The organism is Marinobacter sp. MBR-99, from assembly GCF_040547575.1.
GTDB lineage: Bacteria > Pseudomonadota > Gammaproteobacteria > Pseudomonadales > Oleiphilaceae > Marinobacter.
On the sequence record NZ_JBEPPY010000005.1, the window covers coordinates 192675 to 207436 of the forward strand.

Sequence of the window (14762 nt, forward strand, 5' to 3'; positions counted from 1 at the left end):
ACTAAGCCAGGCGGATCCGATACCGGATTACCTCGGCTGCTTCTTCGTGAATCGATTCAATTCTGTGGCCGGTCAGTTCGCACAGCATCTGCAGGTCGTGACGACCGCTTGGGTCATCCGCCAGAAACTCCACCAGGGTGCCACTGGGTAACCCCTGGGTGCGTTTTTTGAAACGCAAAACCGGAAGCGGGCATACCAGACCGACGGCGTCGATCTGGTATACCTCTGGCTGGTCAGTCAAGGCGCACGCTCGCAGGGCTGCTGCCCTGTTCCGCAGAGGACCAACCGAACTGGTTCAGTACCACCGGCGCGCAAACGGCAATAATCAGGGCCACGACAAACGCGGCTACCATAACTTTCATGATGAACCTCCCTTGCCTTGTTTCGCCTCAACCTCTTCCACCCACAGGTCGTGATGCTGGCGGGCCCATTCACGGTCAACCTGGCCATTGCCCATGGCATCAAACGCGCCTTCCATACCGACAGAGCCGATGTAAATGTGAGCGATGATAGCCACCATCATCGCGAAGGCGACGATTGAGTGCCAGATATTGGCGTATTGCATTTCTTCATGGGGTGTCAGCGCGGTCGGGAAATCGGTACCGATCACACTGTTGATGACGCTGAAGGTGCCGGCGAACATGGGCATTTCAAACGGGAACAGCAGCGACAGGCCCGACAGGGAAACGGAAAGGCCCAGGAGCATCACGGTCCAGAAGATGATTTTCTGGCCGGCGTTGAACTTTTTCGAGGAGGGGTGGGATTTGGTGAAGATGCCACCACCAGCCTTGATCCATTGCCAGTCCAGCTTGTTGGGTATGTTGTGCACGACCCACATGCAGAAGGTCATTATCAGACCCAGCATAAACGCCCACGCAATGTTGTTATGCAACCATTTGGAGCCCACTGCGAGGGTCGAATAGGCCTCGTGTCCAATCACCGGAATCAGGAAGCTTCGCCCCATGAGGGTGATCAGTCCGGTCAGGGCCAGGGCGATGAACGACCCTGCCAATAACCAGTGACCAAAGCGTTCGATGGCTTTGAATCGTTCGATTTTGGTGCCCGAAGGGCCGCCATCGATCATGATCTTGCCGCGAACAAAGTAGAACACCACCAACAGCAGAAGGATGCCCAGAAGGGCACCGCCGCCATAGGAGATTAGCGGGCCTTCCCGCAGCTTGTACCAGGGCATGCCGCCATCCTGGATCAGCACATCGGCTGCAGGGCCTCGCATTTGAGTGGTGATATCGCTCTGGTTGTAGCGTATACCGCGCCAGACGTCGGAGTCTGACACGCCGCCCCTTGTTCCTAACTGCTCGGTGATTGGTTTAGCGTTGGCCGGGTTGCCGAGGTTTTCAGAACGGAACGACTCGTCAATTTTAAGCTGCTGCTGACGAGCCATAATGTCTTCCAGGGTTTGTGCACCCCCGGTCGAAGTTCGATCAACCGCCGGAGCATTATCCGCCCAGGCAGGATTAAAAAGCAGTGTCGCCATTGCAAGCAGGGCGGCACCCAATAGTTTTGTTTTCATCAGAGTGCTCCAGCGGAATGGACCAAAAGAAGATATCGCCGTCAGTCGTTCCAGGGCCCTGGGGCCCCGGAACTGTCCGGTGGGCTTATGCGCCCTTCTTCTCGTAGGCTGTGCCCCATCCCCAGGCGCCGGAACCGAAACCACGGTTCACCACGCGCTGGCGATAGATGTCCGCAACCGTGTTGCCGTCGCCGGCCAACAGGGCTTTGGTTGAGCACATTTCCGCACAGAGCGGCAGTTTGCCCTCTGCAATACGGTTACGGCCGTACTTGTTGAACTCCGTTGTTGAGTGGTCTTCCTCAGGACCACCTGCACAGAACGTACATTTGTCCATCTTGCCCCGGCTGCCAAAGTTACCCGCCTGGGGAAACTGTGGCGCGCCGAAGGGGCAGGCATAAAAACAGTAGCCACACCCGATACACAAATCCTTGGAGTGCAGCACGATGCCATCTTCGGTCTGGTAGAAGCAGTCTGTTGGGCAAACGGCCATACAGGGCGCGTCTGAACAGTGCATGCAGGCTACCGAGATAGACCGCTCACCGGGTTTACCATCCTCGATGGTGACCACGCGGCGGCGGTTAATGCCCCAGGGGACTTCGTGCTCGTTCTTACAGGCTGTCACGCAAGCATTACATTCGATGCAGCGCTCGGCGTCACAAAGGAATTTTGCTCTTGCTTGTCCTTCAAGTGCCATGGTCTACACCTCTTGTTATGCTGGTTCGATGGCACACAGGGTGCACTTGGTCTCTTGCATCTGCGTGACCGAGTCGTACCCGTATGTCTGAACGGTGTTTGTGGATTCACCTAATACGTATGGATCGGCACCTTTCGGATATTTGTGCCTACGATCCTCGCCTTGCAGGTGACCGCCGAAGTGGAACGGCATGAAGGCCACGCCTACGCCAACTCTCTCGGTAACCATCGCTTTCACCTTGATGCGCGCGCCTTCCGGGCCAGACACCCAGACATCCCTGCCGTCGCGAATGTTCATGTTATTCGCATCACGCGGATTCACCTCGATGAACATGTCCTGCTGGAGCTCCGCCAGCCAGGGGTTGGAGCGGGTTTCGTCGCCGCCACCTTCGTATTCCACCAGTCGACCAGAGGTCAGAATGATGGGGAAGTCCTTGCTGAAGTCGTTCTTCTGGATTGACTCATACAGCGTGGGTACCCGCCAGAAGGTTTTGTCGGCGTAGGTAGGATAATCTGCGACCAGATCGCGGCGGCTGGTGTACAGCGGTTCGCGGTGCAGTGGCACCGGATCCGGGAAGTTCCAGACGATGGTGCGGGCCTTGGCGTTACCAAAGGGCGCGCACTCATGCTTGATGGCAACACGCTGGATACCGCCAGAAAGATCGGTTTTCCAGTTGGCTGTCGGGCCTCCGACGGCTTCTATGGCAGCGCGTTCTTCCGCCGTCAGATCACCGTCCCATCCCAGATCCATCAGCATTTGCATGGTGAATTCCGGGTAACCATCCTTGATCTCGGAGTTTTTGGAGTAAACACCGTCCGCCAGAATGTTCTGGCCGTTGTGCTCCACGCCAAAGCGGGCTCGGAAGGTGAGGCCACCTTTGGATACCGGCAACGACATGTCGTACAGGTTCGCAGTTCCCGGGTGGTTCATCTCCGCAGTGCCCCAGCACGGCCATGGCAGGCCGTAGAAGTCTCCATCGCAGGGCCCACCAACGGCTCGAAGGCTGGTCCGGTCAAAGTGGTGCTGGTAAGCCATGTGCTTTTTAAGTCGCTCAGGCGACTGGCCGGTGTAGCCGATGGTCCACATGCCACGGTTGAACTCGCGGGTGATGTCTTCGATCACCGGCTCATTGCCTTCAATGGCGATGTTGCGGAACATGCGATCGGTAAAGCCGAATTTGTCCGCAAACAGCTTCATGATTTCGTGGTCGACCTTCGAATCGAACAGGGGCTCGATCACTTTTTCACGCCACTGCAGCGAGCGGTTCGAGGCGGTCACCGAACCCGTGGTCTCGAACTGGGTGGTGGCGGGCAGCAGGTAAGCACCTTCTTTACGATCGTGCAGCACCGCTGACACCGTCGGGAAGGGGTCCACCACAACCAGCAGGTCGAGTTTTTCCATGGCCTCCTTCATTTCCAGCATACGGGTCTGCGAGTTGGGCGCGTGGCCCCACAGCACCATGGCGCGGGTGTTGTCGGGTTGCTCCAGGTTTTCCTTGGCTTCCAGAACGCCGTCAATCCAGCGGGATACCGGAATGCCTTTTTCGTTCATCATGGCCCGGGATTTGCCGTCTTTGTCCCAGGTGGCAAAACGGCCCTTCAGCCAGTCCATGTCTTCTTCCCAAACCCGTGCCCAATGGGCCCAGGAGCCAGCGGTCAGGCCGTAGTAGCCGGGCAGGGTGTCGGCGAGTACGCCCAGATCGGTTGCGCCCTGTACGTTGTCGTGGCCGCGGAAAATGTTGGTGCCGCCGCCTGCTACACCCATATTGCCCAATGCCAGTTGCAATACACAGTAGGCGCGAGTGTTGTTGTTACCGTTGGTGTGCTGGGTGCCGCCCATGCACCAGATCACTGTGCCCGGTTTGTTATTGGCCAGGGTGCGGGCAACGCGCTCGAGCTGCGCTCCGGGTACATCGGTTACCCGCTCAACCTCCTCGGGGTTCCAGCGTTTAACCTCCTCGCGAATCTGCTCCATGCCATAAACGCGGGTGCGGATAAACTCCTTGTCTTCCCATTTATTCTCGAAAATGTGCCAGAGAAGCCCCCATATCAGCGCCACGTCTGAACCCGGGCGGAAGCGCACAAACTCATCGGCATGAGCGGCCGTGCGAGTGAAGCGGGGATCGCAGACAATCAGTGGCGCGTTGTTTTCTTCCTTGGCTTTAAGGATGTGCAGCAGCGATACCGGGTGCGCTTCGGCCGGGTTACCCCCGATCAGGAATATGGCTTTGGAGTTGTGGATGTCGTTGTAGGAGTTGGTCATTGCACCGTAGCCCCAGGTGTTGGCTACGCCGGCAACGGTGGTGGAGTGACAGATCCGTGCCTGGTGGTCGACGTTATTGGTGCCCCAGTAGGCGGCAAACTTGCGGAACAGGTAGGCCTGCTCATTGTTGAACTTGGCGCTGCCGAGCCAATAGACCGAATCAGGACCGCTCTCGTCGCGGATCTGGAGCATCTTGTCTCCGATTTCGTTGATTGCGTCGTCCCAGGAGATCTTCTGCCACTGGCCGTTGACCATTTTCATGGGGGACTTCAGGCGGCGCTCTCCGTGGGCGTGCTCCCTGACCGAAGCACCCTTGGCGCAGTGTGCGCCCAGGTTGAAGGGGCTGTCCCAGCCCGGCTCCTGCCCAATCCAGGTGCCGTTCTGAACCTCCGCTTCCACCGTGCAGCCTACCGAACAGTGGGTGCACACGGATTTTCTGCGAACCACGTTTCCGCCTTCAGTCGATGGCGTTGAGGCTTGCACCCGTGTAGTTGGTAACGACAACGCAGCCAGTCCGCCAACGGCAACACCGGAGGCTGTCAAAAACCCCCGTCGGTCCATGGTGGTTGCAGCGAGGGATGAAAGTAAAGAACCCGCACGGGGGCCTTTCGCTACCCCGTTGGTTTTCTTTCTTAACATGTCCAATACCTCTCTTTTGTTGTTCTCGGGCGACAGGGGCAAGGCAATTCAAGAGCATCACGCAATCTTGGATGCCTTATTTCCTGTCAGAAACGAGCCGATTCGAAATACTTGCGCGTATGCTCCGTGTCGCGCAGGCCGTCGCTTTTCGGTACGTCTTTAACGACCTCCGCTGCGGCGTTCGGCGCCAAGGTCATTGCCACTGCCGCCGGGGCTGCAGCGACGGCCATCCGCAAAAAATGCCGACGGCTGTTTTCTTTGTTTTGATCGTCCATACAACATCTCCACCAGAGTCAGGGGACCATGCAGATCCCGGTTACTGAATTGCAAAGGCGTCGGCTTCTACGGCCATGAAAGCTTTGCCTAACGAGCCCACGGGGGCGTAGAAGATGGCACTTTGCGCCTGTTCCAGATCGGTAAAAAACAGTCGCGCCCACTTGGCCATGTGGGCCTCAAAAAACGCTTTCTGCGACGGCAGGTCGCTGTCACACTCAAATTCGCCGGTGATAATGCCCGCCATGGTTTCGCACAGTGTGCCCATGTGGTCTTCCGGTTCTTTGACGTCTTCACGGGCACGGATGCCCCTGGCCATCAGGTCACTGCGAAGGACCGCAAGCGGCTTCTCGTTCAGAAATCCGGTCAGGTAATAGCTGGCGTATGGCAGCAGTTCCCCCCGGCCCAGGCCGACAAACAGATTGTTGTACTCGCGCTCAGCATCGGCGGCCGATGTCCGTTGCGCGAGAGCAGCGAGATTCCTTGAGGCGGACCCAATGAGGGTATCGTCGCCTTCGAGAGTTGCCAGCCCCTGCAGCAACTCACTTGAGGGAGGGTTGCTCAGCAAGGTGCCCAGTAATTGGTAAATCTGGGCCCTGGCCCGATCCTCATTGCTGATCGAGCGGGGGCAAAGGCTTTCAGCAGTATTGGTCAAATCCCGTTCCTTTACGTTGTTGTTCAAATTTTGTGCTATATCACTTTATAGTCCCGAACGGGTGACGGCGCAACCAGTCTCGGGACATGTCCGGTTTGTAGTGGTGTTTAATCAAACCGCATCCTGGGCCGGTAACTCGGCGCCGGTTCTGTGTCGTTTTCTTGCCAGTCTGTCTGCGCGTTTGGTTGTGGCGGCGGTTGTCGGATCTGGCGCTCAGGCTCGTTAGCATGATCGGGCAGCGAGGGTGCTTCAGATGCTGAAGATTCCAGAGGTTTGGCTTGCTCCGGCTGGCTGTCTGGCGGGTTGGTGAGTTGCTTTGTTTGCCCAACCTCCTTCGCGCTTTTATCAAACATCCCCTGACCGACCCGATACAGAGTCTTAACGGCTTCGCCTGCGGTTGCCGCGTCTGTGTAGTCCTCGTCGTAGTCGTTAAGGCCGTCGAGCACCGCCAGGACCGGATTGGATTTCCAGAGCGCGCGCAGGGCCTTGCGGCGCAGCAGCTCCGGGATTTCTTTGCGCATGAAGCCGGTGATGTCGGTGCCGAGGGTGATGGCATCCGGATTCGGCAGCCCGTACTTCTCCAGCACTTCGTGTTCAGGCAAGGACTGGTTGACGGCGAGCTCCTTATCCTCGGCGGAGGGCTCGTTTTCCAGCGGCAGAGCGGGGCTGGGGCCAGCCTGTCTGCTGGCGTCAGCTTTCTTGCGCGACCATCGTTGCCAACGTGATTCAGTCATCACTGCACATTCGGTTTTTTGATGTTTGTTGGAGCCCGGTAAACGTCGCTTTCCTGACGAATTCTGGGGTCGCCTTTGCCTTCTTCGACGGCGTCTACGTCAACCCGGTCTCGGCGACGTTTCTTGAAGGGTTCATCGACGAAGTGCATATCAATAAATTCTTTGATCCAGGCGGCCAGGGACTCGGGGATCGGAACAGGTTCCACAATGCTTTCGCCACTGTCGAGGGTATCGAGGGCTTCATGAGCGCTGGCAGTGATGGTGGTGACAACCCACCCTGCCGGGGACTTGCCGGTGGTATCTCGGTCCAGCACGACCCAAACGGAGGGAACAGCCATATTGAGGGAAACAAGATAACCCTCAACATCGGCACGAAACAGCTCCATGGTCACGGTGCCGGCGTGGTAATCCACCACCTCGCCGTCGCGGACCATCTCTTTCCAGAACGCCTCCGGGGCACCAGGAACCACTGCGACTGGCGTCCAGATATCCTTGGCCCAGCGGGTGACACCAGGAGTCCGTCGAACCACCGCGCCGACCGGTAGTTGCCGTTTCCAACTGTCTGTACGACTGCTCATGATGTTTCTCTTTCTTATTGTTTCTTGAAGCTAGCAGAGCCCGAGCAATTAACCAATTATCCGATTGTCCAAGGGCAAACAGCTGTGGCATGCTCGAAGAGCCACTATTGAAATCTATACGTACAAAAATAACTAAAAGAGTAAATTTCCTGATGACATCAACCAAAACTCTCCTTTTGTGCACCTGCGAAAAAACGCAGTCAGTCAGTCCGGAGGCGCTGAAGGCGGCTTCGGTGGCCGGGCAGGTGATTGTTGTGGACGAGTTGTGTGGCAAGGACATGGCGACGGCCGCCGAGCACCTGAGTGGCAGTGGTGAACTGCTCATTGCCTGCGGCCAGCAAGCGGCGCTATTCGAGCGCCTGGGCGAGGATGTGCAAGCGGAAGTAGGCCAATCCGCACCGTTAAGCACGATTGATATCCGGGACCGTGCCGGCTGGAGCGCCCCGGATGCCAATCCCAAACGCCTGCATGCCAAGCAGGCCGCGTTGATGGCCGGGGCGCAGCTGCCGGCGGCCATGGCGCCGGCAAAACTCATTCAGTCCAGCGGTGTGTGCTGCATTGTCGGCCCAACCGACCAGGCCATTCGAATGGCGGAACTGGTGCAGGATGAGCTTGGCGTTACCTGTGTTGTGAGCGATGCAGGCCCTGTACAGTTACCCTCGGCCAGGTACGACGTAGCCAGGGGTAAACTGACCTCGGCCAAGGGTGCACTCGGTAACTTCAAGCTGGAGTTCGCCCAGTTGCAAATGCTCAATCCCGCTGGCCGGGGCGCCCCGGCTTACGGAGAAGCCAAAGCTACTGCCCGCAGTGAGTGCGATGTTTTCATAGATTTACGCGGTGGCGCGCCGGCATTTCCCCACTACCAGAAGCGCAACGGGTACTTCTGGGCTGACCCCGCCAAAAGCGGAGAGCTGGAGCGCATTGCCCTGACCGCCAGAGAGCGGGTGGGTGAATTCGAAAAAACCGTCTACTTCCGACTGGAAGAATCTCTGTGCGCGCACTCGCGGGCGAATCAGCCGGGTTGTACCCGTTGCCTGGACGTTTGCTCTACCGAGGCGATTTTTTCCGCCGGCGATCACATTCAGATCGATTCCGATATCTGCGCCGGTTGCGGCACTTGTGCGGCGGTGTGTCCTACCTCTGCCATTACCATGAACGAAACGCCCTTTGAGTCGATTACCAAAGCCCTTGACGTGATGGCCCGGACTTATCGGGAGCAGGCGGGCGAGGCACCGCGGCTGGTCTTTCACTCCCTGGGTACCGGTGCCGAGGCCATTGCTTATCTGGCCCGATACCACGACGGGCTGGCGGACGACCTGATTCCGTTTGGCCTGGAGCAGATAGACCGCATAGGCCATGCAGAGATACTGGCGGCCTTTGGTGCGGGCTATGCCGAAGTGCTGATGCTGGCCGACAGCGAACTGGATCGGCGGGCTGTCGCTGCCGAAGTGGAACTGGCCCAGGCCATGTTGGTTGGCACCCACAACTCCCCCAGCAGGATTCGGGTGATTGCTGCTGAGCATCTCGGCCAAGCCGGTGACAATGCCGGCCGCCTGAGTGAACCTGTGTTGTTGGTGGGCGGTCGCCGGGATATCACCAGAGTTGCGGTCACCGCTATGGCCGACAAAATTGATGTGCCCATCCCCCTGCCGGCTGGCGCGCCCTACGGCGCCATCGAGATAAACTCAGACAAGTGTACGCTTTGCCTTGCCTGTGTATCCCTGTGCCCGACCGGCGCCCTTGGCGACCATCCGGACCGGCCTGAAGTCCAGTTTACCGAGAACGCCTGTGTTCAGTGTGGGGTCTGCGAAAGCACCTGCCCGGAAACCGCCATCACCCTGAAGCCACAGCTGGATCTGACCAAGGCAGCGCTGAGCGCCCGTGCCCTTCACGGCGAAGAGCCCTTTGAATGCATCCAGTGTGGTAAACCTTTTGGTGTTGCCAGCACCATCAACCGGATCGTTGAGAAGCTGGAAAACCAACACTGGATGTACACCAAGTCTGACAACGTCCAGCTCATCAAGATGTGTGACGATTGCCGGGTAAAGGCTCAGTTCCATGGTGACAGTGCACCCATGGCCAGCGGTGAGCGCCCCCGGGTTCGCACCAGTGACGACTATCGCGACAACTAAAACTGATCGGGACATTGTATGGTTCAATACGTTAACGCCGACAAAAGCAATCTGATCGGTACAGACGCGCCCCGGCCCCAGGACAAGAATCCGAGAGGCATCAGCCGCATCATAGCTATCGCTTCGGGCAAGGGCGGTGTTGGCAAGTCCACCGTGGCCTCCAACCTGGCGGTGGCGCTGGCGTCGAAGGGCCTCAAGGTGGGTTTGTTGGATGCCGATGTGTACGGTCCCAGCCAGCCCCGCATGCTGGGCGTGTCCGGTCGCCCCTCCAGTCCGGACGGGCACACCATTCTGCCCTTGCGCAATCATGGCGTAACGCTGATGTCGCTGGGCCTGATGACCACGGAAGACGAAGCAATCGTGTGGCGAGGGCCGATGCTGATGGGTGCTCTGGAACAGATGATGAACCAGGTGGACTGGGGCAGGCTGGACGTGTTGCTGGTGGATCTCCCCCCCGGCACCGGCGATGTCCAGATGACCCTGAGCCAGAAATTCTTTGTGGCTGGCGCCGTTGTGGTGTCGACTCCCCAGGACATTGCCCTGATGGATGCCCGCAAGGGCATCGACATGTTTAATCGAATGGAGGTACCGCTGTTTGGTCTGATCGAGAACATGGCCTCGTTCGTCTGCGACGGTTGCGGAAAAGAGCATCATCCCTTCGGCTCCGGCGGGGCCAGGGCGGAGGCAAAAAAACTTGGGGCGCCGTTCCTGGGTGAAATCCCGCTGGACCTGGATATCCGGATCGGATCCGATGGCGGCGTGCCGATTGTGGTGTCGAAACCGGAAAGCCCCCAGGCCAGAGCGTTCCAGCGAATCGCCGATGAGATTGTGGCCTCTGACGTCTATGCCCGGGCCGTGCTATGAATCTGTCTGCTCCTCAATTCCCGCCGCTGCTGACGGGCGAAGTGGTGCCCAGGCATACCGACCCGTTTGATAAAGCCGTCAGCCGTGCCATCGCCGGTGTCGATTCCGGCACCATTTTCTACTCGCAAACGGATGATGCTTTGCGCGCGGCGCTTGTGTTGGCACCGGAAACGCCCCTGGAAGAGGCTATTCAGGCGGTGTACGTCGCCCAGATCGGCCTGGCCGAGAGCCTGGGTGCCCTGGCACCGCCGGAGGTGCCGGTTCACTTCCAGTGGCCGGATCGTATCAAGGTCAATGGTGCTGTGTGCGGCGGTGTTCGCTTTGCCTCGGATGTGTCTGACCCGAAGGCGTACCCGAACTGGCTGGTGATCGGGATTCATGTGGCGTTTACTCCGACACGCAACGAGCCCGGTGACAAACCCGACGAGACCTGCCTGCAAGAGGAAGGCTGCGTTGATATCACCCCCATGGCGCTGCTGGAGAGCTGGTCCAAGCACACGTTGCTGTGGCTGACCTACTTTATGGACAGTGGGTTTGAGCGCATACATGCCGACTGGCGACCACGTTGCGACAACCTCGGCATGCAGATCGACTACCCGAGGCCGGGGCTCTTCGTCGGTCTGGATGAAAAGGGCCGGATGTTGTTACGGGAAGATGTGATGACGGAAACCGTAAGCCTGATTGAATTCGCGGAGCACCTATGAAACTGGCCCGTACCCTGCGACTGGATGTGTCTGATGACAACGTGTTCGAGAACCCGGCGCCGAGTGGCGAGTGGGCCATTTCCGGTGGGTTCGAGTTCTCCAACTGGACCGAAGCGGAGCTGAAAGGCAAAGCCCGGCAGGCCTTCAGTAATGGTTGGTACAGCATCGAATCCGGTGGTCGAGCCAGTTTCGTGGGCGTCTGTGACATTACCGAAACCGAACTGGAACAGTTGCGCCGGACCCTGGCGCAAACCTTTGTCGAGCAATACGGTGCGCCGGACATAGACGCGGCCTACCCCGTGGCTTGCGAGGAAATCGATCAGATGCGCAGCATGTGTGAGGACTTCGAGGACAACACCCTGCTGATGGTCAGCCGAACCCTGACCGAACTGGGGGTGGAGGAAACCTACCGTTCCCGGGCCCCCCAGGATGCTTCACTGGAGGCTTTTGCCGTGCACGGGGGCGTCGAGTAATTACAGCCCGAAGCTGCCATAAGGCATAAAGCGTACCGGCGTTCCCGGCTCGATTTGCTGGGCGCTCTCGTCCAGCTCCACCAGACCTTCAGACCAGGCCAGGCCGGTCACCCGCCCGGAGCCTTCGGAGCCAAACACTTCAACCTGCCCGTCCCGCACCCGTGCCCGTAACATCTCACTGCGCCCCGGTTTTTTGTTCTTGGAAAAGTTGGCGGGAATCAGGTAACTCCGGGGTTCAAACCATTCGCCCCCGGCCAGCAATGCCATGGCCGGTGTGGCAAAGCGTAGTGCGCACACCCAGGCTGCCACCGGATTGCCCGGCAGGCCAACCACTGGCGTGCCCTGGAACATGGCCAGCGCCAGCGGGCGGCCCGGTTTGATGGCAATACGCCAGTTGCTGATGTCACCATGGGCTTTCAGTGTCTTGGAAACATGGTCTTCATCCCCGGCTGAAACGCCGCCGCTGGTGAGGATCAGGTCGCATTGGTCTGCACCGCGCTCCAGTGCTGCTTTAACGTCCTCAGCCCGGTCCAGTACATGGCCCAGGTCGACCAGTTCATAGCCCAGTTTCGTCACCATGGCGCTGAGCATCGGGCGGTTGGCGTCGTAAATCTGCCAGTCAGTCACCGGGGCGCCGACGGGTTTTACTTCGTCTCCTGTCGACAACACGCCAACACGCAGCCGCTGGTAAACATCCACCGACTCGATGCCGACGCTGGCGAGTACCGAAATCTGGGTAGGTGTCAGCCGGGTACCGGCGGTCAGAATGCAATCCTGTACCTGGATATCCTCGCCGGCTTGGCGCCGGTTGGCGCCCGCCTTTAACGTGCCGTTCAGGTGGAGCTGGCCATCGATAACGTCGCAGTCTTCTTCCAGCACCACGGTGTCTGTGCCTGCTGGCATCACCGCGCCGGTCAGTATGCGTATGGCGTGCCCCTCGGGAACCTGCCCCGTGTAAGGTTCACCGGCCGCACTGCGGCCATCGATGAGTGGCAGCACACATGGCACCTCGGTCAAAGGGCCTGCCAAGGCATAGCCATCGACGGCGGAATTGCTGCTCGGGGGATGGGCTCTGGGGGCATAGACATCCCTGGCCAGTATCCGGCCGTTGAGCTGAGCCAGCGGAACGTCTTGATCCACACCCACCACCGGGTGCAGGCGGGAACGCAGCCGCGCCAGCGCTTCGTCTACCGGTGTCCAGTTCACCCCGGGCGGCAGGGCAAAGCAGTCGTTGCGGAGCGGTGTCGTGGGGCTTCCGTTATTGGCGGCGTTGCTCATGGTTGTTCACGCTTCAGAATAAAGTCAGTGATGCCGGTGACATCGTTGATGTCGAAGACCGGGCCCGGGAAATCCGCGGCATAGTCCGCCGCCACCGCTACAATGCTTGGGTCCTGCGGATACAGGGGGGCGTGGGAGCTGTCCTGCCGGTGAACTTCAATTTTGGGATGGGCGTTGGTTTTGAATCCCTCAACCACGACCCAGTCGCAGGGGCCCAGCCTGGCCAGCAACTCATCCAGAGTTGGCTCCCGGGCGCCCCGGAGTTCATGCATGATGGCAAAGCGTTGGCCGCCCGCGAGGATCACTTCCTGAGCGCCAGCCTGCCGGTGCTTGTAGCTGTCGGTTCCGGGTTGGTCTATGTCCACCAGGTGGTGGGCGTGTTTGATGGCGTTAACGGTCAAACCTCTGCTGGACAACTCGTGAATCACGGCGCTGGCCAGGGTGGTCTTGCCCGAATTCTTCCAGCCTACGATACCTATCACGTTCACGTCAGATGCTGCTCCGCCCAAGCGAGGTCTTCCGGTGTATTGATGTTGAAGAAGTCGGCCTCATCGAACATCACCAGGGTTTCACCCTTGGCCAGAGTCCACTGGCGAATTTTGCGCACACCGTCGTTCAGGGCCGCTCGCAGGTCATGGCGCAACGCCACCTGCCAGCGGCCAAATGTGGGCTGTGGTATCCGCCCACGTTCCGGGTCTGGTGTGGCTGCCAGCACCACCGGGGCGCCAGATTCGGACAGGCGCTCGACCATGTCCAGGGGAAAAGAGGGGGTATCCGCCGCAACGCTGATCAGCCACTCATGGCCCTGTTCTGCCGCCCAGTCCATGCCCGCCAGAATGCCCGCCAGTGGGCCGGCGTAGTCGGGTATGGAGTCGGCGACCACCGGCAATCCCAGATCATCGAACCGGGACAGATCGCCATTGGCATTCAGTACTACGGCGTCTACCTGCGGTGTTATTCGCTCGATAACCCGATGAATCAGGGAATGATCCCCCAGCATCAACCGGCCTTTATCGCCACCGCCCATTCGGTGGGCCTGGCCCCCGGCGAGAATCACGGCGCACTCAGTCATGCTCAGCCCCTTTTCGACGCATTTTCTTGTCCTCATCGGGAACCTGTGACAGGTCCTGGTCAAACACCAGGCGGTGTTGGCCACTGAGGCAGGTAAACTTCTTGCCCCGCATCCGACCGATCAGGGTCAGCCCCACCTGGCGGGCAATATCCACGCCCCAGGCGGTGAAACCGGACCGGCTGATCAGGGTCGGAATCCCCATCAGGGAGGTTTTGATCACCATCTCGGAGGTCAGACGGCCTGTGGTGTAGAGCACTTTGTCGGCCGCGGAAAGGTTGTTCTGGTGCATCCAGCCGGCAATCTTGTCGACCGCATTATGGCGCCCGACATCCTCCATGTAGGCCAGAATCTGTCGGCCCTGGCATAGCGCGGTGCCATGAATGGCGCCGGTTTCCATATACAGGCTGGGCGTGTGGTTGATCTGGTAGGACAGGTCGTAAAAGGTACTGGTGTGTACCGGGGTGTCTGGCAGCGAAAGCCCGTCCAGCCCTGCCATCATGTCACCAAACACCGTGCCGACCGCACAGCCGGAGGTGCGGGTTTTCTTTTCCAGCTTGTCCTCGACATCGGTGACACCGGCGGTGCGCACCACGACGACTTCCAGCTCTTCGTCGAAATCAATCCCGGTGACCTGATCTGTCTCTTTCAGCATGCCCTGATTCAACAGGAAACCGAGGGCCAGGTATTCCGGGTGATCGCCAATGGTCATGGCGGTGACGATTTCCTGGCTGTTCAGGTAGATGGTCAGGGGGCGCTCTTCAATAACGCTGATGGCTTTCGGTTGGCCGGTTTCATCAACACCCTCGACTGCCCGGGACAGTCGAGGGTCTTTCGGGTCTGGAAGTATGGAATCGATCGTCATTGTTATTCTGG

At 59.0% G+C, this 14762-nt stretch carries 17 protein-coding genes; 4 read left to right on the forward strand and 13 right to left on the reverse strand.

Annotated features, from left to right (window positions below):
• Position 1: 1 nt before the first annotated feature.
• From ABIE59_RS06290 to ABIE59_RS06330, 9 genes are all read right to left on the reverse strand, one after another.
• Complete coding sequence (locus tag ABIE59_RS06290) at positions 2-241, reverse strand: sulfurtransferase TusA family protein (protein ID WP_354445276.1); 240 nt, start codon at positions 239-241, stop codon at positions 2-4.
• Positions 234-362, reverse strand: a complete 129-nt coding sequence (locus tag ABIE59_RS06295) for a hypothetical protein (protein WP_354445278.1) — start codon at positions 360-362, stop codon at positions 234-236. The genes ABIE59_RS06290 and ABIE59_RS06295 overlap by 8 nt, the downstream gene beginning before the upstream one ends.
• Positions 359-1531 (reverse strand): formate dehydrogenase subunit gamma, encoded by a 1173-nt coding sequence (locus ABIE59_RS06300; protein ID WP_354445280.1) that lies wholly within the window; start codon positions 1529-1531, stop codon positions 359-361. The genes ABIE59_RS06295 and ABIE59_RS06300 overlap by 4 nt, the downstream gene beginning before the upstream one ends.
• Positions 1532-1616: 85 nt before the next feature.
• Positions 1617-2225, reverse strand: a complete 609-nt coding sequence (gene fdh3B / locus ABIE59_RS06305; protein WP_354445282.1) for a formate dehydrogenase FDH3 subunit beta — start codon at positions 2223-2225, stop codon at positions 1617-1619.
• A 15-nt stretch (positions 2226-2240) separates the two neighbouring features.
• Complete coding sequence (locus tag ABIE59_RS06310; protein ID WP_354445284.1) at positions 2241-5126, reverse strand: formate dehydrogenase subunit alpha; 2886 nt, start codon at positions 5124-5126, stop codon at positions 2241-2243.
• Positions 5127-5212: 86 nt separating this feature from the next.
• The gene (locus ABIE59_RS06315; protein WP_354445286.1) at positions 5213-5401 is read right to left on the reverse strand and encodes a twin-arginine translocation signal domain-containing protein; all 189 of its coding nucleotides are present in this window, start codon (positions 5399-5401) and stop codon (positions 5213-5215) included.
• A gap of 41 nt (positions 5402-5442) precedes the next feature.
• Complete coding sequence (locus tag ABIE59_RS06320; protein WP_354445288.1) at positions 5443-6054, reverse strand: TorD/DmsD family molecular chaperone; 612 nt, start codon at positions 6052-6054, stop codon at positions 5443-5445.
• 107 nt (positions 6055-6161) lie between these two features.
• Positions 6162-6788 (reverse strand): DUF3306 domain-containing protein, encoded by a 627-nt coding sequence (locus tag ABIE59_RS06325; protein WP_354445290.1) that lies wholly within the window; start codon positions 6786-6788, stop codon positions 6162-6164.
• Positions 6788-7366, reverse strand: a complete 579-nt coding sequence (locus ABIE59_RS06330) for a DUF3305 domain-containing protein (RefSeq protein ID WP_354445292.1) — start codon at positions 7364-7366, stop codon at positions 6788-6790. The genes ABIE59_RS06325 and ABIE59_RS06330 overlap by 1 nt, the downstream gene beginning before the upstream one ends.
• 152 nt (positions 7367-7518) lie before the next feature.
• Here ABIE59_RS06330 and ABIE59_RS06335 point away from each other — a divergent pair, with 152 nt between their 5' ends.
• The 4 genes from ABIE59_RS06335 to ABIE59_RS06350 are packed head-to-tail and all read left to right on the forward strand — an operon-like array spanning position 7519 to position 11539.
• Positions 7519-9498 carry a 4Fe-4S binding protein gene (locus ABIE59_RS06335; RefSeq protein ID WP_354445294.1) on the forward strand — a complete coding sequence of 660 codons (1980 nt, stop codon included), beginning with the start codon at positions 7519-7521 and terminating at the stop codon, positions 9496-9498.
• A gap of 18 nt (positions 9499-9516) precedes the next feature.
• Positions 9517-10362: an Mrp/NBP35 family ATP-binding protein gene (locus tag ABIE59_RS06340; RefSeq protein ID WP_354445296.1), complete on the forward strand. Its 846-nt coding sequence runs from the start codon at positions 9517-9519 to the stop codon at positions 10360-10362.
• Complete coding sequence (locus tag ABIE59_RS06345) at positions 10359-11066, forward strand: biotin/lipoate--protein ligase family protein (RefSeq protein WP_354445298.1); 708 nt, start codon at positions 10359-10361, stop codon at positions 11064-11066. The genes ABIE59_RS06340 and ABIE59_RS06345 overlap by 4 nt, the downstream gene beginning before the upstream one ends.
• Positions 11063-11539 (forward strand): DUF6505 family protein, encoded by a 477-nt coding sequence (locus tag ABIE59_RS06350; RefSeq protein WP_354445300.1) that lies wholly within the window; start codon positions 11063-11065, stop codon positions 11537-11539. The genes ABIE59_RS06345 and ABIE59_RS06350 overlap by 4 nt, the downstream gene beginning before the upstream one ends.
• Here the strand turns inward: ABIE59_RS06350 and ABIE59_RS06355 are convergent, their stop codons facing one another.
• The 4 genes from ABIE59_RS06355 to ABIE59_RS06370 are packed head-to-tail and all read right to left on the reverse strand — an operon-like array spanning position 11540 to position 14751.
• Positions 11540-12817, reverse strand: a complete 1278-nt coding sequence (locus ABIE59_RS06355; RefSeq protein ID WP_354445302.1) for a molybdopterin-binding protein — start codon at positions 12815-12817, stop codon at positions 11540-11542.
• On the reverse strand, positions 12814-13305 hold the full coding sequence (gene mobB / locus ABIE59_RS06360) for a molybdopterin-guanine dinucleotide biosynthesis protein B (protein ID WP_152437146.1): 492 nt from the start codon (positions 13303-13305) through the stop codon (positions 12814-12816). Before mobB ends, ABIE59_RS06355 begins: the two co-directional genes overlap by 4 nt.
• On the reverse strand, positions 13302-13889 hold the full coding sequence (gene mobA / locus ABIE59_RS06365; protein ID WP_354445304.1) for a molybdenum cofactor guanylyltransferase MobA: 588 nt from the start codon (positions 13887-13889) through the stop codon (positions 13302-13304). Before mobA ends, mobB begins: the two co-directional genes overlap by 4 nt.
• Complete coding sequence (locus ABIE59_RS06370; protein WP_354445306.1) at positions 13882-14751, reverse strand: formate dehydrogenase accessory sulfurtransferase FdhD; 870 nt, start codon at positions 14749-14751, stop codon at positions 13882-13884. Before ABIE59_RS06370 ends, mobA begins: the two co-directional genes overlap by 8 nt.
• Between the last annotated feature and the right edge of the window lie 11 nt (positions 14752-14762).